The sequence below is a fragment of the Peribacillus sp. ACCC06369 genome (assembly GCF_030348945.1).
Taxonomy (GTDB): domain Bacteria; phylum Bacillota; class Bacilli; order Bacillales; family DSM-1321; genus Peribacillus.
In genome coordinates, this window is record NZ_JAUCEN010000001.1 from 130,502 (window position 1) to 152,228 (window position 21,727).

Annotated in this window: 15 protein-coding genes; 3 read left to right on the top strand and 12 right to left on the bottom strand. The window is 36.1% G+C overall.

Translation table 11 applies throughout. The features are described from left to right. Window positions 1–128 precede the first annotated feature (128 nt). Window positions 129–620, bottom strand: coding sequence for an Lrp/AsnC family transcriptional regulator (locus tag QUF78_RS00635; protein ID WP_289323236.1), 492 nt, complete (start codon window positions 618–620; stop codon window positions 129–131). A 251-nt stretch (window positions 621–871) separates the two neighbouring features. On the opposite strand from QUF78_RS00635, the gene QUF78_RS00640 reads away from it, so the two are divergent. Together QUF78_RS00640 and QUF78_RS00650 are read left to right on the top strand one after the other, a co-directional pair. Then, a complete protein-coding gene (locus QUF78_RS00640; protein WP_289323260.1) occupies window positions 872–1,783 on the top strand; it encodes a DMT family transporter in 912 nt (303 codons plus the stop codon). Window positions 1,784–2,812: 1,029 nt separating this feature from the next. Beyond that, window positions 2,813–3,193 (top strand): hypothetical protein, encoded by a 381-nt coding sequence (locus QUF78_RS00650; protein WP_289323237.1) that lies wholly within the window; start codon window positions 2,813–2,815, stop codon window positions 3,191–3,193. Between the two features lie 1,490 nt (window positions 3,194–4,683). Here QUF78_RS00650 and QUF78_RS00655 read toward each other — a convergent pair. The 11 genes from QUF78_RS00655 to QUF78_RS00705 all read right to left on the bottom strand — a co-directional run bounded on the left by QUF78_RS00655 (window position 4,684) and on the right by QUF78_RS00705 (window position 19,494). After that, window positions 4,684–6,414, bottom strand: a complete 1,731-nt coding sequence (locus QUF78_RS00655; RefSeq protein WP_289323238.1) for a phospho-sugar mutase — start codon at window positions 6,412–6,414, stop codon at window positions 4,684–4,686. 288 nt (window positions 6,415–6,702) lie between these two features. Continuing rightward, window positions 6,703–7,158 carry an NUDIX hydrolase gene (locus QUF78_RS00660; RefSeq protein ID WP_289323239.1) on the bottom strand — a complete coding sequence of 152 codons (456 nt, stop codon included), beginning with the start codon at window positions 7,156–7,158 and terminating at the stop codon, window positions 6,703–6,705. Window positions 7,159–7,251: 93 nt separating this feature from the next. Next, window positions 7,252–8,436, bottom strand: coding sequence for a glycosyltransferase (locus QUF78_RS00665; RefSeq protein ID WP_289323240.1), 1,185 nt, complete (start codon window positions 8,434–8,436; stop codon window positions 7,252–7,254). Beyond that, a complete protein-coding gene (locus tag QUF78_RS00670) occupies window positions 8,433–8,813 on the bottom strand; it encodes a hypothetical protein (protein ID WP_289323241.1) in 381 nt (126 codons plus the stop codon). The genes QUF78_RS00665 and QUF78_RS00670 overlap by 4 nt, the downstream gene beginning before the upstream one ends. 283 nt (window positions 8,814–9,096) lie before the next feature. Then, the gene (locus tag QUF78_RS00675) at window positions 9,097–10,101 is read right to left on the bottom strand and encodes an NAD-dependent epimerase (protein WP_289323242.1); all 1,005 of its coding nucleotides are present in this window, start codon (window positions 10,099–10,101) and stop codon (window positions 9,097–9,099) included. Window positions 10,102–10,480: 379 nt separating this feature from the next. Next, window positions 10,481–11,668 (bottom strand): hypothetical protein, encoded by a 1,188-nt coding sequence (locus tag QUF78_RS00680; RefSeq protein WP_289323243.1) that lies wholly within the window; start codon window positions 11,666–11,668, stop codon window positions 10,481–10,483. Continuing rightward, window positions 11,655–13,133 carry a glycosyltransferase gene (locus QUF78_RS00685; protein WP_289323244.1) on the bottom strand — a complete coding sequence of 493 codons (1,479 nt, stop codon included), beginning with the start codon at window positions 13,131–13,133 and terminating at the stop codon, window positions 11,655–11,657. Before QUF78_RS00685 ends, QUF78_RS00680 begins: the two co-directional genes overlap by 14 nt. 469 nt (window positions 13,134–13,602) lie before the next feature. Next, window positions 13,603–14,925 (bottom strand): UDP-glucose dehydrogenase family protein, encoded by a 1,323-nt coding sequence (locus tag QUF78_RS00690; protein WP_289323245.1) that lies wholly within the window; start codon window positions 14,923–14,925, stop codon window positions 13,603–13,605. 1 nt (window position 14,926) lies between these two features. Further along, on the bottom strand, window positions 14,927–15,829 hold the full coding sequence (gene galU / locus QUF78_RS00695; RefSeq protein WP_148358073.1) for a UTP--glucose-1-phosphate uridylyltransferase GalU: 903 nt from the start codon (window positions 15,827–15,829) through the stop codon (window positions 14,927–14,929). 901 nt (window positions 15,830–16,730) lie between these two features. Then, window positions 16,731–18,269 carry a glycosyltransferase gene (locus QUF78_RS00700; RefSeq protein WP_289323246.1) on the bottom strand — a complete coding sequence of 513 codons (1,539 nt, stop codon included), beginning with the start codon at window positions 18,267–18,269 and terminating at the stop codon, window positions 16,731–16,733. Between the two features lie 214 nt (window positions 18,270–18,483). Next, complete coding sequence (locus QUF78_RS00705; RefSeq protein ID WP_289323247.1) at window positions 18,484–19,494, bottom strand: CgeB family protein; 1,011 nt, start codon at window positions 19,492–19,494, stop codon at window positions 18,484–18,486. Window positions 19,495–20,599: 1,105 nt separating this feature from the next. Between QUF78_RS00705 and QUF78_RS00710 the strand changes: the two genes are divergently transcribed. Next, window positions 20,600–21,463 carry a glycosyltransferase family 2 protein gene (locus QUF78_RS00710; RefSeq protein WP_289323248.1) on the top strand — a complete coding sequence of 288 codons (864 nt, stop codon included), beginning with the start codon at window positions 20,600–20,602 and terminating at the stop codon, window positions 21,461–21,463. Window positions 21,464–21,727 lie beyond the last annotated feature (264 nt).

Sequence of the window (21,727 nt, forward strand, 5' to 3'; positions counted from 1 at the left end):
GTTTCCGTATCCTTTTCGTCAAGTAGTAAATATTCCTCTTCTTTAAAAGTGATAGTATTTGAAAACTTTAACGCACGTTAAAAATAGGCGATTTAATAAAAAAACAAAACGTTCGCAAAAGTGTACTTTTACGAACGTGACTTTTCTTCCCATATAGGTAAAACAGTTGAATATTTAATTTCTCTGAGAGCTAGGCTAGTTTGAATTTTTGTAATGCCTAGTTTATTTAACTGTCTAATAAATATTTCTAATTCCTTCCGATCTTTGTTAGCCACTTTTAGAAGATAATCATACTCACCTGTTAAACAATGACACTCTAATACTTCTGACATAGAAGCTAATGCCTTTTCCAAAACTTCCAGTTTTTCAGCTTGATGTATATTCGTACTAATAAATATGAAACATAATAAATCAAAACCTAGCTTCTCCTGGTTTAAAATTGCTACTTGTGCATTAATAAACCCTTCATTTTCCAATCGTTTTATCCTTGAATGTATAGCTGGTGGAGATAATTTGACACGCTTTGCAAGCTCAGTATTGCTTAACTGTGCTTGCTTTTGTAGTAAATCTAAAATTTGAATATCAACATTATCTAGAACCTTGCTTACGATAGATTCCACTTATAGTCACCCCTTTTACAATTATTCCAAAAATAGTATCACTCCAATAGTAAAACAAAATTTAATTCTGTTCATCGGCAATATTTCTTAATATTATTTTAAGTTTCTTCTATTATACAAAATAATATATTAAGTAACGATCTAAAATGTTAAAATTATTAATAATTAATTATGAAAATTGAAATGTCATTGTGCACAATGGCTTCGATCTTTTTACTTAAACAGTGAAAGATGCAAAGGAGCAAAATGAAATGCAATATTATTATTTTTCGTTATTACTTTTAACAAGTTTGTTATGGGGTGGAAACTTTGTCGTTGGAAAGTCGCTTGTCGAACATGCTTCTCCGATGACGTTGACGACTTTAAGGTGGATCATTGCTATTAGTTGTCTTTTGCCAATTGTATGGTGGAAAGAAAGAAAGATATTTCCCCGTCGTAGTGCAATCCTTCCATTATTTTTGATGGGGATTACAGGTGTGGTTCTATTTAATCTATTACAATTTGTAGCATTAGAGAAAACTTCCGCCACTAATGTTGGGTTAATATCAACATTAAACATGATTTCAATTGCAATTTTTTCATTTTTCTTTTTAAAAGAAAGAATTAATATTCTACAAATGTTTTCTATGTTTTTTTCGCTTTTTGGTGTAATACTTGTACTTTCAAAAGGAAATATTGATCTATTCCTTTCATTACGTTTTAATACAGGTGATTTATATATGATGGCTGCTGTATGTGTTTGGGGGATTTATTCCGTTTGTAGCAAATGGGCAATGTTAACAACAACACCCATGATGTCAACATTATATTCTGGTATATTTGGACTTATAGTTATTCTCCCGTTTAATTTTTCTGATTTTACAGTGTCAAATATAAATACTTCTTTCATACAATCTATTTTATATACAGGTGTTATCTCAACTGTAGCATGTATGGTACTTTGGAACATTGGTGTACAAAAGTTAGGTACAACTACATCAGGTATTTTCTTGAATTTTAATCCTATTTTCACTGCAATTTTAGCTTTTCTCTTTTTAGGTGAAAAAATGACGTGGGTACAAGGAATTGGTAGTTGTATTGTGATTATAGGCTGTTATTTGTTCTCACATTTTAAAGCGAAGGTGATTTTCAAGAATTCTAGTCAATCGCAATTGCAAGCATGATTTTTAATCAAAGTCCTAAAACGTAATATTTATCGTGATTAATTTTGTTATATACAAACAAGCCTGATCCAAGGTGGATACAGGCTTGTTTGTTCATTAATAAAACTAGAAGGCGAAGCCTCCCCTTACCCCTACTTCAAGGTATTCAATGAAATCGAAACGAAAGCCTAAATGCCATATACCAACTCAGTCGGCAATGTATGAAGCGTGGTTAATGAATCGGTCAATCCCCGGGCGTGTAGGATCTACAATGCAGAGAATGCATTTAGTCCAATCATTCCATCCCGTTCAGCAATTGTTTTGACTTGATCGTCCGAAAGATTTCGCGGAAGTTACACAATGATCGGGCATTGGGGTGTGAGGCAAAGTATAAAAAAGGAACCGTCCCCTTGAAATAGGAATCACATTTGAACAAGCCGACCAATAAAGGTCGGCTTTTTTCTTACTATTTTTATCAAAAGGGGACAAAGCAGTAACGCATCCGAATCGAAATAAGAGGTACTTAAATTGGTTATTACATGTTATGCTCTAAATTTAAAAATGTCAGCAATATTACAATTTATGAGTACTTTATATTGGCTCCTAACTTGATGAATTGCATTTTAATTGTGCGGATTCTTTTCCCTTAATCCTTCAATGTCCGATTTACCTCCTTTACCTATCCCGGTAAATATCTGACTCCTTGATCCGCAATGTGATTTCTGCTTGTTTTACCTCAGATGTCACCTCAATCTTTTCTCCCCGTTATCAAGAGATAGGTATTTAAAAATGTTCTGTGTTTAAAAATGGGTGTTGTTATTTGGTTTTTTCTAATCCAAAAAAATTCTAGATTCATAAGATAAATTAATGTTTTATAAAAGGAGGGTACAAAGTTGGGTAGGGATAAAAAATGTAAGGATTGCGGTCATAGTAAATGCAAATGTCATCATAAAAAATGTAAGGATTGCGGACAAAGTCAATGCAAATGCTCTTCTAAACAAGAACAAAAGGTAGACCAAAACGTTGAAGTGAAAGTAAACGTAACTGATAATGATAAAAAAGGTAATCAGGGGCCTCAAGGCGCTCAAGGACCTCAAGGACCTCAAGGACCTCAAGGACCTCAAGGCGCTCAAGGACCTCAAGGCGCTCAAGGACCTCAAGGTACTCAAGGACCTCAAGGACCTCAAGGCGCTCAAGGACCTCAAGGCGCTCAAGGACCTCAAGGCGCTCAAGGACCTCAAGGACCTCAAGGTACTCAAGGTACTCAAGGACCTCAAGGCGCTCAAGGACCTCAAGGCGCTCAAGGACCTCAAGGCGCTCAAGGACCTCAAGGCGCTCAAGGACCTCAAGGCGCTCAAGGACCTCAAGGGACTCAAGGGGCTCAAGGGGCTCAAGGTCCACAAGGTGGTGGAGCAAGTACTATCTATTTAGCTTCAGATGACGCACTTCCCAACAATCAATTCTTTGGACTAGGTGTAGATGACCCGGATCCTACACGAACAAATGTAGTTATAGCACAGACATCAACCATTACAGGTTTCGTCTTCAGTATCCGTGATGAACCATTAACCGCAGCGCAATCAATAACAGGTACAATATTTAGAAGCACCGATTGTGGTGTTACTTTTGTCAGCACAGGCATTAGTGTAACGATAACAGGACCAAATCCAGGCAATTGTTGTGGATCTACAACCGCTAGTGTAGTTGTCAACCAATGTGATCTATTAACTGTACAGGTCACTAGGGTCGGCTCAGACGCAGCCTTAGAGGAGGGTGCAGCAGCCACCATCTTATTATCTACCCCTTAATGCCGGAAAAGAGAATCTCTAACGTATGCTATGGTAAAAAGTCGTGATTATTTATTTTTTTCAGTAACAAAGGGTTTTAAGTTGCGTTTGAATTAACGACACCGTAGCTACTAGGGTACCGTTTAATCGATTTTACACTGTTGATGGCATTCTATCGGTTAAACTACTCGACATCAATGGTCCAACTGTATTTGCTGGCACGGATTATCCAGTATAGCTAACGATAAGCCTAGATATCATGTCTGCAACTAGGTATTTGAAGTAAATAGAAAAAACCTTTGTTTGCAGGATAAACAAAGGTTTTTTCATGTTTATAATTTTTTTTACAGTTTTCCACATAATTGAAAGTACAGCTTTAAATCATAAAAACTTTGGGTTCAGGTACAAAAATTACAGCCAGTTAAAAATGTAAAAAAAACCTAATGAAAACTGGTCTATGAAGCAATTCCGAATAGTTAAATAATTAAATAGGAGACCAAGAACTTCAATGCGCTAGTTCAATCATTCCATTCGCTGCACTTTATTCCTTTAGAAAAAAGGTGCCTGATGTAGGGTGATTTGAACAAGACACCTGAAATGGCAGTTAGCCCTTAATGTAACGGTATATGTATGATGTTCCATGTTCTGGTTTTACTTTTTGAAACTTCATCTTATATGGCACTTTTCTTTATTGGGGATGGCCTCTAAAGGGGCGCTATAAGGACTCTTTAAAAAACCTCCCTATTTAGCACCTTTCATAAGGCCCATCCTAGGGCCTGTACAACTGTACTACGTAACGTCATACGGTATCAGCAAGGCTACTATCATAGGGGGGAATTGGAGGATTGGAATAGTATATTATATGCTCAATACTCCAATCAGTACCGAATAGTAATACATATCAGCACCAGCCCGCGATACCCACTCCTCATATTCAACCCTTGCTGGAGTACGTACCCTTTTCAGCCCAGAAAGGCATAAGACGACTTACGGGAAATCTTGTTTCTAAGAAGGGAGAGGCTGGGTGCTAGATTTAGAAAGCAGTACCAATCTATCGAAAGACAAAAAGGGTCCGCATTTGAATGCGGGCCCTAGTTATTTTACGAAGATCCTCTGAATGAGAGCCTTTCTTCTTTAAAGCAAATTATTGATTCTTCTCATAAAGTCTTCCATAACGGTTGATAATTTCCCCTTGGCTTCGTTCATTGAGTTTCCTTGAATACCGAAATAAAATTTAATTTTAGGTTCAGTTCCGGAAGGTCGTAAACATACCCATGTGCCATCTTCAAGAAAGTATTTTAATACGTTCGATTTTGGGAGCTTTATGGCCTCTTCCCTATTTGCCCCAAACGTGTATTTTTTCCCACTGAGATAATCCTCTTGAACCACTACTTTATGACCAGAAATTTGATCTGGTGGATTTTCACGGAATTCATTGAGAATCGCTTGAATTTGTCTGGAACCTTCAATTCCTTTTAAAGTCAACGATCGCAAACCTTCCAAGTAATATCCATATTTATCAAAAACACCCAGCAAACCTTCGTACATCGTTTTCCCTTGCTTTTTGTAATAGGCGCAGACTTCCACTGCCAGAATGGTCGCCTGTATGGCATCCTTATCACGAGCAAAATCTTTGATTAGATATCCATAGCTTTCTTCATAACCAAACAGGAAAGAATGTTCTCCACTTTTGTGGTATTCATTGATTTTTTCAGCAATGAATTTAAATCCAGTTAAAACATCTACCGTTTTTAAACCATTTTGCTCAGAAATCGCCCGTCCTATTTCTGAAGTCACGATGGTCTTTAATACGACTCCATTTTCTGGAAGGGTCCTTTTCTTTTGTTTTTGGGAAATTAAATATTCCAAAAAAAGAGCGCCTGTTTGGTTGCCTGTTAATACGACATAATCTCCAGCATTATTTTTCACGCTAATTCCGAGCCTATCCGCATCCGGATCGGTGGCAATCAATAAATCAGCGTCGACACGGTTTCCAAGAGTGATGGCTAATTCAAAAGCAGCATGTTCTTCTGGATTAGGCGATTTAACAGTAGGAAAGTCAGCATCGGGCATTTCCTGTTCTTTAACAATATGGACATTTCGATATCCTAGATCATGCAAAGCACGTTTTACGGATTTATTGGCTGTACCATGAAGCGGTGTAAACACGAGCTTTACATCGATTTCATCTGCTAACTTTGGATCTTCCGGGATAGTGAGCAAACGCTCATTATAAGCAATATCCAGCTCTTCCCCAATGATTTGAATGAGCCCTCTGTCCTTTAGGATTTCTTCTTCTTCCACTACAATGGAAAGCTCATTTTCAATCGCGTTCACGTAATTAATGACCTGATCCGCCGCTTCAGGAGGTAGCTGTGCACCGTCTGATCCGTACACTTTATATCCATTATATTCAGGCGGATTATGGCTTGCTGTAATGACGATACCGGCAAATGCATTCAGTTTACGTACGGAAAAAGAGAGTTGTGGGGTAGGCCGTAATTCATCAAATACATAAGCTTTAATTCCCTTTGTTGCCAAAGTCTTGGCTGCCTCCAATGCAAATTCTGGAGACTTATGTCTTGAATCGTAAGCAATTACGACTCCTCTGGTTTTTGCCTCATTTCCAAACGATTGAATATACTCAGCAAGTCCTACAGTCGCTTTTCGTACTGTATATATGTTCATCCTATTCGTACCTGGACCAATTTCCCCTCGCATACCCCCTGTCCCGAATTCCAAATTTTTATAAAAGGCGTCTTCAAGTGCTATTTCATCATCCTTCATTTCTTCAAGCATTAAACGCATTTCATTATCTAAATTTCTGTAACTTGTCCAAATAGAATATAAAGACTTCCAATCCATTAAAAAACATCTCCTTCCAGCCTGTATGTTTTGCTTTGTTTGTCACGTCTTCGATCTTTAACCTTAGTAGACATTGTAGGCGATCAATTGAGTATGGTTTCCTAAAGGACATTTTAGCTTCCTTGTGTAGTTCTCCATCATGCAACTGAGTTGTAGAATCGCCAAACATCCTCCCTTCTAAAGTAGGCTGATTCATTCATATTCCCAACCAGTACTTTGGAAAGAGCGTCATTTGTTCTTCATTAATTCTTTGGAAGAAGAGCGAAAATACGGCTGGTTTCGAAAAATTCATTTGCCAAATCTTAAATAATTACAAATTTCTTTTTTAATATCGGGATCCATATCTTTTGGCAGCTGATTGATTGGAAAAAAGTGTACAGCACTTCCTTCTTTACCATCAGGTTTCAAGGTTCCTTCGATAATTTCATTTGTTGTATAAAAAGCGTTAACAGAATAGAATTGATCTCCATTTGGTAAGTGAATAAAATAGTTTACACCTGATAAAACTTTTAGAAATTGTAATCGGCCAATCGTTAAACCAGTTTCTTCTTTTACTTCACGCAATGCTGTTTCCTCTAATGATTCACCTAACTCCATTAGTCCTCCTGGTAATCCCCAAACCTTTGTATCTGTTCGAAATTGCAATAAAATCTCCCCAAGTGGATTAAACACTAATACTTTTGCACCTGTTAAAATGACTGGCCTTTTTCCCACAAGCTTGCGTAAATCTTCAATATAGCCCATGTCACTCCTCTTTCTATTTAAATGATAACTATTGGGTATCCAGCTTGTTTTTTCGTTATGATAAATATTGTTTTTAAATTTTCCTTACTTGATTTATTTTTTCTTTTTCTTTGTTTTTGTTTTAGTTTCCGTTTTAGTTTCCGTTTTTTTAGTTTTAGTTTTAGTTTCCGTTTTTTTAGTTTTTGTTTTTGTTTTAGTTTCCGTTTTCTCTGTATTAACGAGAGAATATAATCTTTGTTGCTCAATAATTTGTTTATTGACATCAAATTTTTCTTCAATGACTTTCCGTGCTCTTTCCGTATAGTCGTTCCAAATCTCTGGATGTTCTAAAAAGAATTGTATGCCTTTTGCTAACTCAATATCATTTTTTTCTGGAGCTAGGTACCCTGTTCTCTGGTGTTCAATCAATTCAGGGATTCCCGCGTGTTGAGTGGAAACGACAGGTAAACCGCTAGCCATTGCTTCTTTTAAGGCGTTAGGAATGCCTTCAATATCACCACTTTTAGCTGTTTGACTTGCTAGACAAAAGATATGAGCTTTTTTTAATTCGTTCGAAACTTGTTTTGAATCCATAGCTCCTCTAAGAATCACAACATCATTAAGGTTATATTCTGCAATGGTGGATTTAATTTTTTTCTCATCTTCACCTGCTCCAATAATATGCAGTCTAGCATTTGGATATTGTGAGTAAATCCGTTTAAATGCTTTTATGAGAGTAAAAAATCCCTTTTTGTCTACAAGTCTACCTACAGATAAAACTCTTATTTCGCCTTCTATAGGAAGAGTTCGGTTAGAATAGGGGAAAAGATCTAATTCGATACCACCATATAACACATGCATATTTTTAGCCGGAATTCCTAAACTTCTTAATCCTTCTGCAAGATATTGGCATACAGGGTAATAGTGTGCACCATGTTTATTTAATGCTGAATATCGCTTAGCATTTCTTTCGAAAATTTCTGGTCTGTCAGAACCATCACGTCCTCTAATGCTAACAATCAAAGGGATATTATATTTTTCACATATAGGCAATATCTCTTGTCCGTGTGATCCGTGATGAGCATGAATGGCTATGATATCTTGTTCTTCGAAGAATTTTTTTAGATCTTTAATTTTGTTTAAATTATAGTAGTTTTCAAAGGGGAATTCTGTACGGTTGGTATTGTCGAATGGGCCGATTACGATTGAGCGATATTGACTAATTTTTACGATTTGATTATATATAAAACGTTGATGTGTTTTGATGTTTTCACTCACAAAAAAAGCAATGGTTTTCATCCCACCTCACTCCTTTTCATAAGATATTCATATTTGCTTTTCTCGCCTGCTAATTGAACTAATAGTTCTTGATATCTGCCTAATTTTTTATTTTTTTCTTGTTCTGCAAGTTGTTTCACTTGCTTGTGAAATTCATGTAGGAACATAGAATCAGCTTTATAAATGACTTTGTATGGTAGGTCTTCAGAACAAACTTTAAAGGAGTTCTCAAACAGAGGATTTAATTTGGATAGAGGATCTTTTGTAGAATTACGTGTAAGGGACATCGTGAGAAAAACTGACAATTGATGCTCCTTAAGAACTACCACTGAAGTTTTCGTTTTTTTATGGTTCAAATTACTTTCTCCTTTTATTAACTTACATATTTTAATATTCATTTTGCTTGCATGTAATTCACCCGTATACCCATCTCTTTTTATTTGATTTGGGGTTTTTGCTCATTATATTGATTTGCTGTCATGTACTCTTCAAATCCACTAATATCGAATCTGTCTTCAGCAATCTTTTTCACATATGCATTTTCTAATAACAGCATTTCATAAATGGGATCGATGTTATTTTAATTTTCCCATCACCAACTCGGGGATGTATCATTTCGACAGCTAAATGACGGTGGTTTGCTTGATGGTTTCCTCGAATTCTTTATTACTTCTTTTTTCCTTATTTATTGTACTTTTTGTACCAATTTACAAAATGAGTTAAACCTTCTTCTATTGTTGTTGAAGGATAGAATCCCACTTCAGCATGCAAATCGGAAATATCTGCATAGGTCTCCTTAACATCTCCAGGTTGCATTGGTAAAAATTCAATTATTGCCTTTTTGCCAATTAGTTTCTCTAATGTGTTAATGAAATCCATTAATTTAACTGGATTATTGTTACCGATATTATAAATTTTGTATGGAGCATAGCTTGAACTTGGATCAGGATTGGCTCTATCCCATTCACTGTTATATATCGGTGGATTATCGAGTAAGCGGATTATTCCTTCAACAATATCATCAATATAAGTAAAGTCTCTTCTCATTTCGCCATTATTAAAAACCTTTATTGTATTCTCTTCAATAATATTTTTAGTAAAAGAGTAATAGGCCATATCAGGTCTCCCCCATGGACCATACACCGTAAAGAAACGGAGTCCTGTGGTTGGAATATTATATAAATGACTATAAGTATGAGCCATTAATTCATTAGCCTTTTTAGTGGCAGCATATAAACTTACTGGATGATCCACTGGGTCTTTGGTTGAGAAGGGGATATTGGTATTTGCTCCATATACAGAACTAGAGGATGCATAAATTAAGTGCTTTACATTATTTTGTCGACAGACCTCTAAGATATTTACAAACCCAACTAGGTTTGAATTAACATAAGAATCCGGGTTGTCTATGCTATAACGTACTCCAGCCTGAGCAGCTAAGTTGATGACTATATCAATCGTTCTGTCTTTAAATAATCGATTTAATTTTTCTTTATTTGACAAATCCATTTTGTGAAATTCGAAATTAGTGTTTTCTTCTAATAACCTGAGACGATTGATCTTTAAAAAAACATCATAATAATCATTAATATTATCTACACCAATAACATTGATATCTTGAGCTAACAAACGTTTTGTTAGATGGAAACCAATGAAACCTGCGGCTCCTGTTACTAAAATGTTCATATAATTAATTCCAATCCTTCCTTTACAATAATATCTTTATATTTTTTCTGGAACACGGAGTAAAGTTTCATGTTCATACATTGATACATTCGATACTTTACTGAGACAGAGTAAAGTTCAAGTAAATCATAGCCCTCTGTCACTACATGGGCAGTGCAATACAATGAGGGCCGTATACTTTTCCCGACTGAATGAGGAAATGAAAAACAAGGTTTTCCATTTTGGAAATGATGAACATTGCGGAACAAGTTTTTCACCTTGTTTTTCACCTGGGTTATAATTTTCTCTTTGAAAAAGTTTAAGTGTTGCCCTTCATTCAATTTTGACACCATGGAGATTCTTTTTTAAAATCGATTCCTACAATTAAATAGGCATTTTACTATGACTCTACAAGAGTATTATCATTTTCATCTAATGGAATTGGGGTTTTTGTCCATTCAGCATGCGTATCAGGATCTATCTCCCTCACTTGTTCTAGAAAAGAATCTAAAAAATTTCTTTCTCTCAGGTCTTTAAATAACTCGAGAGGTCTTTTTTGTTCACGTGAGAACGAGTAGACATGATCGACTAATTTAAAACCATTCCTGGTTATAATAATATGCCTTAATGGGGCATCAATTTGTTTGAAACCTGATTTTTCCATTGTTTTCAATATATAGAGTAATCGTCTTGTAATCTCCTCAGAAAGTACAGGCTGTTTTTTTAGAAACGTATTTAAATCTGGTCCTAATAGATATTCCATTAAAATATAATTGGGTCCAGTTTCAAAGACTTTCGGGATAAAAGGCAAGTCTTGACTTGATAAAAGAACCTTTTTTTCTTCATTTGCATGTTCCGTTTTCCCGTAAAGTTTTACGCATTTGTCTTCAGACACTCGATAAACAGCACCTTGATGCCCTTTTCCAATTAGTGTTTGTGTAATAGCGCTATCCACTTTTACTCCATTACCTGAGCCTCCAGAGAGGACGGTAATGTTTCTAAAGTCCAAACTATTTTGATTGAAATAATTGTCCCACTCATTGAAGGTGTCCGGTTCGAGCTTTTTCACTTGGGCTAAGAACGAGTCCTTTAATAGGATTATTTTTAAGTCTCGTAATAATTTTAATGGTACGGGGTGCATTCTTTTGAAGGAATTAACATGATCAATCACCTTAAGTTCCTCATTACCAACGACAAATATATGGCGGAGAGGGGCATCGATCATGGTGAATTTTGCTTGTTTCAATTCCTTTAATATATAGAGAAGTTTCTTTACTATAGAATCAGGGATATACGTACAATTTCTCAGGTATTCTTTTAAAGTTGGAGCATTAAAATATTCCATGACTATATAGTTTGATCCTGTATCATACACCACAGGCATAAAGGGTAAATGTTGTCCCGCTTTAAGTGCTTCTTCCTCCATTTTCGCTTGTACCGGGTCTGAATAGATTTTCACACATTTATCTTCTGATAGTTTAAATACTGCACCTTGAGCACCCATTCCAATCAGCGCATAGGAAGTGGGATTGTCAATTTCCAAAGATTTTTCACCTTTGGTTACAGTAATGGTTTTAAAATCCTCCATGATCTCCTCCTAACTGCTTATCTATAGACTTCTGTTGAAGCTGTTGAATTTTATTAAGCGCTTTTTTGATTTTTTCGGCTTTTTGAACCTTTTTTTCCTTATTACGAGATGTTATTGTTTCATCCACTACTTTAGCCTTCTGATGAATTTTATCTTTTTCAGCTTTTTTATTGGATGCTACAAGTTCATCTTTGACTTTATCTTTTGTCTGCTGTTGAAGCTGTTGCATATAAACTAGGGCTTTTTTGGCTTTTTTAGCCTTTTCGGCATTTTTACTAGGTTTTATTGATTCGCCATCATATATAACTTGCAGTTTAGTCTTCTTTTGTGTTTTTTTATCATTTTTATCTTTTTTATTCTTTTTATCTTTTTTGCGAGATGTTGCTGAATTTTGTTTACCTTTTTTATAAGAGGCTACAAGTTCATCATAAAATTCAGCTTGTTGTTGAAGCTGTTGGACAAGGTCAAAGTTTTGTTCGATTTTTTTACGAGCTGCTTCTGTAAATGTTTCCCACAACTCTATATTAGTTAGCATGAATTCAAGCGCCTCTGCCAATTCATCTACATTGTTTTCTTGTACTAAAACTCCCTCTTTGTGATTTGTTATTAATTCAGGGATTCCGGCATGATTGGTCGAAATCACTGGTACGCCAACCGCCATAGCTTCTTTTAATGTATTAGGTATTCCTTCTACATCTCCATCGGCTGCTTCTAAGCTCGCGGCGCAGAATATATCTGCATTGGTCATCTGATCTCGTACTTGATCTTTAGGGAGATGATTTAATAAACGAAAGGACTCTCCTAAATTAAGTTGATTTGCCAAAGAATTAAGATGTTCTTCAAGCTCCCCTCTTCCGATAATCGTCAGGGTTGCATTTGGAAATTTACCTCTAATCTTTTGAAAAGCTTGCATTAAGATGTGATGTCCTTTTTTTTCCACCAACCTACCCATGGATAAAATGTTTTGAGAGCCACCTTTATGTGGAGTTCGGTATTTGAATTGGTTAAGGTCAACCCCCCCATATAACACTCTAATTTTTTCTGGAGGACAACCCCAAGCAATTAACTTATCAGCTAAATACTGACAAACTGGAAAAAAACGCTCCCCTCGATCAAATAGCATTTTCATGTTGTCTAGATAGCCAATGGGCTGATTAGCCAGGGTTGCATCCCTGCCCCGAATACTTGTTACCAACGGAAGGTTCGTTTCCTCTTTAAACGGAAGTAATAACATCCCTAATTGACCATGATGAGCATGTAAGAGGGAGATATTATTTCTTTCCACATATTCTTTGGGTGAAAAAATTTCATTGAGATAATGAACCTTCTCATTCAAAAGGGAAAGATCTATCATATACTTAGGTTGTCGTACCATATGAATATAATCATAATCAGGAACTTCTCGAATCTGTGAGATATATTGGGTAGGGTCAACCCTTAAATTCAAATGCATAACTGTGTGCAAGTAAATGCTCTCCTTTCAAGCATAGTAAACAAATTTTCTGGTCCTTTTCAAGTATATTATGTATGAATCTATAGGTACGCATGGACTAAATGGAATCGAATTTCCTTGGAATCATTTAAAATTGAGATGGAAGTTGTGGAAGGTCATTAGCCATAGGCTGATAAAGCTAAATGACAGTGAGTAGTGAGTATGTGTTTGAAACATACAAAAAAGGATTAAAGTAAGTGAATGACACAACATTATTGGTAAGCAATGATAATCATTCTACATGCATAGTTGAAGTTGATCTATGGCTCTAAGGATCGGTGTAGATTTTTCATTTATAGAAATATAAAAAGCACCTAAGAACGATCAAAGGTGCTGCATTGAGGTTTGCCCGCCTATATAACAACTCACCCTTTGAATGCGTGAGCTTTTATAATAGGGCTTAAAAAAATCATGTTCGAGTTAATACAGATGTTAGTAAATGCTAACCATTCATTCCAATAACAATTGCTGGTCTTCCTATTGGATAATATTCAATTTTCTTGCAAGCTCTGATTTGATCTTCTTCAAGAAAATTTCTACCATCAAAAACAATGGGTTGGCTCATTGTGTTCATCAATGTCTCCAGATCTAAATGTTTAAACTCATCCCATTCCGTGACAATAAATACAGCATCCGCATCCAATGTCGCTTCGCGGACTGAGCTGGCAAATCTAATTGTATCCCTTAATATGTTCTTGGCATTATCTATTGCAACTGGATCATAAGCTACCACTTCTGCTCCCAGTTTGGTTAATGAACGCGCAATTTTGATTGATGGTGCTTCCCTCATATCGTCTGTCTCTGGCTTGAAAGCAAGACCAAGCATTGCAACCTTTTTCCCTTTTAAATCCCCCAAGCGATTTATCGCTTTCGTTACAAGAAGTTCCTGCTGAAAATCATTTATCGCTACTGTTTCTTTTAATAGGGAAAAATGTACGCCATTTAAATTGGCAGTATGAAGCAAAGCTTTAACATCCTTTGGAAAACAAGACCCTCCATAACCAATACCGGGCTGTAAAAACGCTTCTCCAATCCTTTTATCTTTTCCCATTCCCGTTGCTACATCTTTAACATCTGCACCGACTGCTCCGCATAAATTGGCAACCTCATTGATAAAGCTAATCTTAGTCGCCAAAAAAGCATTAGAAGCATACTTAATCATTTCCGCACTTCTAATACTTGTTAGTATAAATTGTACATTTAACGGACGATACATTTCTTGTACTTTCTTAGCCGCCTCTTTATTTTCAGAACCTATGATGATTCGATCTGGTTGCATCGTATCCATAACAGCTGACCCTTGTCTTAAAAATTCAGGATTCGAAACCATATTAAAGGTTACCTTTTCTTCACAATGTTCATCTATAATTTCCTTGATAAAATCATTCGTACCAACTGGCACAGTACTCTTTATAACGACTACAGAACTCTGTACTAGGTTCGCAGCAATATCCTTCGCGGCTTGCACAATATACGATAAATCTGCTCCCCCATCCTCCATTTGCGGTGTTCCTACAGCAATGATGATAATCTCGGCACCATTTAGCGCTTCTCGATGAGATGTTGTAAATAGGAGTCTACCTGCTGTAGCATTTTGAGCAAGCAAATTCTCCAGACCCGGTTCATAAATTGGAGAAATCCCTTGACGTAGACTTTTAATTTTCTGTTCATCAGTATCGATACAAATGACACTATGCCCTATTTCTGACAAACAAACACCAGTGGACAGCCCGACATAACCTGTACCCAAAACAGCTATTTTCATATTATTCAAGCTCTCTCGTTATAATCTGGTTTTCTTTCTTATTTACATCCCTTAAATAGGAAAGAACCTCGTCTCTTATATCATCCCTGCGCAAGGCAAAGTCTATTGTTGCCTTAATAAATCCGACTTTATCACCAATATCATATCGATTTCCTTCAAAGTTATATGCTAATACGGCCTGCTGCTTATTTAGCTCATTTATGGCATCAGTAAGTTGTAATTCATTACCATGTCCAATTGGAAGCTTTGATAGTGTTTCAAAAATCTCAGGCCTTAAAACATAACGCCCCATTATCGCATATCTGGAAGGAGCCTCTTCCCTTTTCGGCTTTTCCACCAAAGAATCGATATGAAAAAGGTTAGGCTCAATCATCGTCCCTTTTGGCTTAATAATGCCATATTTACTGACATCCTTTTCCGGTACGTTCTGAACAGCTACGACGGAGCTGTTGCAATACTCAAAAACATTGATGATTTGTTTCAGACAAGGTGTTTCAGACATAACGATGTCATCTCCTAACAAAACTGCAAAAGGTTCATTTCCAATGAAGCTTTTCGCGCAAAGAATTGCATGTCCTAGCCCCTTCGGTTCCTTTTGGCGGACATAATAGATATTTGCCAAACTAGATATTTTCTGAACTTCCTCTAAAATATCGAGCTGATTTTTTCGTAAAAGTGCATCTTCCAGCTCATAGGATTTATCAAAATGATCCTCTATTGATCTTTTTCCTCTACCGATTATGATAATAATTTCCTCTATACCTGAAGCTACTGCTTCTTCTACAATATATTGAATCGTTGGTTTATCAACAATCGGCAGCATTTCCTTGGCCTGAGCTTTTGTTGCAGGCAAAAATCGAGTCCCGAGGCCTGCGGCCGGAATAATGGCCTTTCGGATTTTCATAAGCTGCCTCCCTTTCGTCATTCATTAATCCTTTATATGCAAAAGGACAACTTCCGGTCTAGTTAGTAGCCCTATTAGTCCATTTTTATTTAACATGGGACTAGTAGGCTATACATGAAAGGATCCCCATCGGCTGTGGCCGAGCCTAGCACCTCACAACCAATTGGTTACGTGACAAATTAAAAACTCCATTACACTTTTTATGCAATGGAGTTATCATCATTTTGGAGTAATGGTCGATATACCATATGGATAGTCTGTGTGAGCTTTTTTTTGGCTGTTCAGTAGCCTAAACGATTTCCTTTTTTTTCTTTGTTGAAGAGTGATATTGAAATTAAATTAAAAAACAATACTGTACGTCATTTATTTATGAAGTACCACTCCTAGATGCTTCTCGAATAGTAGTAATCTATATAAAGCAAACAAAGAATTCCCCATGTATGGTATCGCATAGCTCTTGAAAAAGAGTCAGATAACAACCAAGGATTTACGTAAAAGACCTATTCAACCTGTGATCCACACCTTTATGAAGTAGGTTTATAAGAAACGGAGTTGTAGAACATTTAAATGGGGCCAAAGTATATCGAATGAATGACTCGAGTTTGATATTGGGGGGGAAATCATTTAATAAAAGCGATAAATATAATGAGGTTTTTTTTCATAAACACCTTTCCCTTCCCTTTATGATTGACTGTATGATGATTTTAAGGGGAGAACTTTTACTCATAAATTCTTAATCCAATAATTAAGACGACAAAAAAAATGGGAAGGTTTATTTAACCCTCCCCATTTTAATTAAATTGTTATCAGGCGTGATAAATAAGGGTATGATCCATGTTGAAATGGTTAAGTTTGGGCAAATTCATTAACTAGATCCTATAGTAGCAATGCTCATCATCCTTTATTGAGGTTCAGGCATTACTACTACTTTCTCCGTACAAGAAGAGCAAAACTTAGCATATTGGATACACGTTTCTAATGAATCATTCTCCTCCATCGGCCACCATCGGATGGCTCCCATCGGAGCCACCGACGCAAAGGTTTCAAGTTCTGCAGGAATACGGCCAACAACTACGACTTCGATATCTTTAAAATTGGTATCAATTCCCTTTTGAAGAGTCTTAAATAACTGGGTATGATCATTTGTAGGACAGGAGTGAGGAATGGGAAATAGGATGGAAACCCTAGATAATTCCTCATTAATGATATGAGCAGTTTTTCGTGCGGGATTATCTGTAGTTGTCTCCCATACACGACTATACGGCACACCCTCGGGTAAATCCAGTTCTTCCAACCTTGTGCGGATTCTCTGATGATAATAACTGTTCAGTTCTTTTACGAGGATTTGAATCTGCCTATTTCTCTGAAAGGTAGAGTTATCCCCATTTTCATTTCGATATTGGATATAGAGTAAATCGGGAATCGATACATACTTCGTACAAAGAAACGTCCGAACTAGCATGTCGTAATCGTCTGCAACCAATAGTTCTTCGCGGTGTCCTCCAATCAGATGGTAAAAATCCCTCCTCCACGCACGAGGATGATTCGGTAAACCAACCAAATGACGGATGGTGTTCCCATTGATGGTAGTGTGTCTTTGCACATTTTGCCATCGATTCATTTCATGTACCCAGACTCGATAATGTATACTGTATCCAAAACCACAATCCCAACCATACCAATGAGCATTATGGCTCCCTACGTGCACCTCTGCACAATCCCCATAAGCAAAGCCACATTCAGGGTGTTGTTGAAATGCCTCGACGATTTTCTTTAGACAGTCAGGAGTAAGGTCATCATCATGATCTACTTCCACTAAAATTTCCCCTGTACATAGACCTGCCGCATACCGTTTGATTGCCCCTATGTAGCCATTACGGGAATCTTGGCGATACCTCCTCACACGGGGATCGTCTAGAGGGAGTAAGTCTTCGTTGTATGTCTCATCATCATCACCGGAGTCGTCTACAATAACCCATTCCCAATTGGAGTACGTCTGATTCAATAGAGAACGATAAGGTCGCTGAATTTTTTCTTTGGACTTGTAACTTGCTGTGAACACGGACACTAAGGGAGTATCTGAAGAAAAATGAGTCGAAGGTAGTGTTTTATTTTCTGGGAGAGGATCGGTATGTTTGAGCCAGCAGTAAAATAAATTGAATGGTTGAATTTCTGCTGGAGAATTGAAATGTAACCAACGTTTTTTCTCGTGAGCAGGTAAGGAATACAGTGCCTTAAATTCCTCCCACCCCGTTCCCAATGAAACATAAACACGAGGATTTTTAGGATTTATATCCAATAATGGATCTTCAGGTCCATACACCTTCACTGTGATGCCACTTTCAGCCAGTCTCATGAGCATTTCTTCCAATCCATCCCCTGAATTCCTCTTGGAAACAAAAAGATGGACTGTCAAAAGTGGAGTATGATTGGTTGTCATGTTTGCCCTCCTAAAATAAATATCTAATTAAGTATCAATTATCATGAATACTTATAGATAGAAAATTTACCGTTATTATATACCGAGTAAATTTTTTAGGTTCCTTCCGAATATATAGTTTTAAACAAACTAATCCCATAGTTACAAATTTAATTTGAACATTAAAACATGATCAACAAGAATGAACCACCTACATCTTAATCAAAAATTGAAATTATCCATATATCAATTTCAACAGAGTTGCTAGTCTTTTCGCGTAAGTATGACTTTTTAATGTTTGAATATACCCACTTTGAGCAATAGTATTTCTCTCCTCGTCATGGTTTAAATAATAGTCTATCTTTTCAGTTAATTCCGAAGGAGATGTGTAAGTTTCAATTTCCTTCCCTATTTCATAATAACGTGGTAATTCTTGTCGAATATCCGAAAGCTGAAATGCGCCGCAGGCAGAAATTTCGAAGGTTCGAGGGTTAATTGAAAGGGCCGGTAGTTTATTACTGTTGCGGTTGAATAACGTAGTATCATCGTATAAACGATGGTTATTAATCACAATTTTGGATTGATTCATAAGGCGAGCCGATGCACTCGGAGATAGGAATCCAAAATGGATTTTATCGGAAAGTAAATGATAATTCCGCATTCTGTCCCAACGTGACCCCACGATAAGTGTATTTTTTTTTGATAGAAAGGGAGCAATTTCGTCAAACAAAGAGATTCTGTTGTTCCAACCTGCCCCCATAAAACAAACGTCTATAAAGTTATCCTTCCTCTCTCTCTGATAATGAAAAATTTTTGTATTGACTGCGAGAGGTAAATAATGAACTTGGGGACAACCTAAAAGTTGATAGTAAGATACACAGCTTAACTCTTGTGTAAAAACATAATGATAATGGGGGGCAATGTTTGTCATTACGTCTGTATAATATGGGTCATCCGTAAACCACACCGCTGTTTTAATCCCCATTTCCCTAATGGCATTCACTTGGTCAATAGGAAATGTATCTCCCAGTAAAACAAGTACAAGGTCCGGCCTAAATTCAGCAGCAAGACTGACCACATCTTGCTCTGCTTTGGCTGTATATACTTCACGCACTAAATTTCTAAGCTCCTTAATAATTCCTTGATTGATAATTGTATAGGTATCTCCATGCCTAGAATGAACATAAAGTACACTTTTATTCCAGAAATCAAATCTGTCATTAAGTCCAATCTCATCTTTGACCATTAAATCCGATGATTGACCCTCCCCCGCTTCTTTCCGCTCAACAGTGTAACCGTTTTTTTTTTGTCATTAAATTCATTTTTAATATCATTTTCTTTGAGCATCTCTATTTTTATCTCCTTTTCCTACTTAAATATTGCCTTTTCTAGTTCCCACTGAAGCAAATCTAAGTCCATGAGTTCAAAATTGAGAACTTTACACAAGCCTTGTTTGTCTTATGCTTTTATATAAATCATTCAAGCTAGTACAACAAATCTTTGGTTTTTAATTCATTATCAAGGTTGGACGAAGATAATATTCCACACGTACAAGAATCGGCAATGGCTAGCTATATTATGAAATGAAAGTCATATTGGAACTCGGGAAAGCAATTTCCATTTTATTTATAAATAAATATAATACATTTTAGGTCTTCTTAATCACGAAAAAATAAAGCAAGTGAGAAATCCCATTGGTACAAAAGGTTATCTTTATCACCGTTATTCTTCCTTATTAATATGTGAAATAGTAGAAAATATGACTCAATGAAAAACTCAAACCTTCTTGTCATAATTTAATAACACCACAATATCAATGGATACTTTTGTAGCGAAATGGCGATGTAAATTTCTTGTGCCGCTATGTTGAAAGGACTTGAAGTGTCTACAAAAGGCGTGAATTAAAGATCGAGTATGCAAAAGCTACGAAGCAAGCATGTAATTTCCAGTAAAATCAATAAAATTTTGAATCAGTTGAAGTCTATTACCCTGGCGTTAGCAATATATTTAGGTTAGGAAAGCAATTGAATATTCATACAATCATGAAAAAAACTCCACTTTTACGTCCTAACCTTGAAAAAAAAGAAAAGTTAATCCCCCATTTATCTGAGATAGAATAATCTTAATATATAGTATTTTTGACCCTCTCCATTCACGTTTTGAACAACGAGTATTGGCTGAATAATTTGAACACATTGGGTAAAAAAATACCATTGGGGTCTTGGTCGGTCTTTTGGGGAGGACTTTTACTAATGAAGACATACCGGAAATAATATTGTACGCAGAGTACATGCAAAGTTCAAAATAAGTTTTCATGTATCTTTCAAAAACAAAACAAGGGGGATGTCATTGTGGGAAATCCTTTAGTTAGTGTAGTCATTCCTGCGTATAATCGACCGGATACTTTAAAAATAGCGATTGACAGTGTATTAGAACAAACCTACCCTAATATCGAAATTATTATTTGTGATGATAGTACAGATGATCGAGTACAAGAAATGCTTGGACCTTATTTAGGTTCAAATCCTAAAATTAAGTATTATAAAAACGAAAAAAATTTATTTCTAAAAAATTGGCATAAATGCTATGATTTGGCATCAGGGGAATATATTAATTACTTGATGGATGATGACGTTTTCCAAAAAGAAAAAATTGCGAAAATGATCTATTTTTTTAATGAATTCGAAAATATTACACTTGTCACATCTTATCGACAAACTATCGATGAATCAGGTCAATTTCTCCCTCCTATTGGTGCAACGGCAAGGTTATATGATGAAACAAGAATCTTTGACGGAAAGGTGTTGGGAAACCTTGCATTAATTCGTTGTCAAAATGTCATCGGTGAACCGACAACAGTGTTATTTAGAAAAAAAGATCTTACCGAACTTTATGGAGTATACAAAGGGAAACAGTATTCTCTTATCAATGATCTTGCAGCCTGGTTGTCATTGCTCTCCAAAGGGAAAGCTGTATATATTCCCGAAGCTCTTAGTTATTTTCGAAGACATCCTAATCAAAATAACAATACACTAGGACTAAAAACATTTAGTGAATGGTTAGATATTATGATTGCCTCACGAGGAGATGGTTTTCTTGATACGAACCATTTATTCAAAACTGCTCTTCACTCTTATCGTGAACGTGTAAAGAATTATCATGAATTTGTAGAAGATATCAAGCAGATTGATATGATATTAACAACCCTTGACTAAAAATCTAGCTTTGTGACGCTTAGTTGTTCATTAATTAGTAAAGGCAATTTATTTGATAAAAAGGCATTGAGGATATTATTAAGTGAATTTCAATAATGTTTCCACTCCTTTATAGAATAGTTAAATTCACACTTGTTAGTAAAGGAAGCTTACTTTACTATCTTTTGCAGATAATATGGTCTTGAAATAGACCAATTAACTCCAATTTTAGGGTCGTCCCAAAAATTTCATGTTCAGAATAATAGTACTGGTCTACTTTATAAA

Bases quoted from the DNA above. Each gene is read 5' to 3' on its own strand.
- QUF78_RS00640 (WP_289323260.1), top strand. From the start codon at position 872: ATGCAATATTATTATTTTTCGTTATTACTTTTAACAAGTTTGTTATGG.
- QUF78_RS00650 (WP_289323237.1), top strand. From the start codon at position 2,813: ATGATAAAAAAGGTAATCAGGGGCCTCAAGGCGCTCAAGGACCTCAAG.
- QUF78_RS00655 (WP_289323238.1), bottom strand. From the start codon at position 6,414: ATGGATTGGAAGTCTTTATATTCTATTTGGACAAGTTACAGAAATTTA.
- QUF78_RS00660 (WP_289323239.1), bottom strand. From the start codon at position 7,158: ATGGGCTATATTGAAGATTTACGCAAGCTTGTGGGAAAAAGGCCAGTC.
- QUF78_RS00665 (WP_289323240.1), bottom strand. From the start codon at position 8,436: ATGAAAACCATTGCTTTTTTTGTGAGTGAAAACATCAAAACACATCAA.
- QUF78_RS00670 (WP_289323241.1), bottom strand. From the start codon at position 8,813: ATGAATATTAAAATATGTAAGTTAATAAAAGGAGAAAGTAATTTGAAC.
- QUF78_RS00675 (WP_289323242.1), bottom strand. From the start codon at position 10,101: ATGAACATTTTAGTAACAGGAGCCGCAGGTTTCATTGGTTTCCATCTA.
- QUF78_RS00680 (WP_289323243.1), bottom strand. From the start codon at position 11,668: ATGGAGGATTTTAAAACCATTACTGTAACCAAAGGTGAAAAATCTTTG.
- QUF78_RS00690 (WP_289323245.1), bottom strand. From the start codon at position 14,925: ATGAAAATAGCTGTTTTGGGTACAGGTTATGTCGGGCTGTCCACTGGT.
- galU (WP_148358073.1), bottom strand. From the start codon at position 15,829: ATGAAAATCCGAAAGGCCATTATTCCGGCCGCAGGCCTCGGGACTCGA.
- QUF78_RS00700 (WP_289323246.1), bottom strand. From the start codon at position 18,269: ATGACAACCAATCATACTCCACTTTTGACAGTCCATCTTTTTGTTTCC.
- QUF78_RS00705 (WP_289323247.1), bottom strand. From the start codon at position 19,494: ATGGTCAAAGATGAGATTGGACTTAATGACAGATTTGATTTCTGGAAT.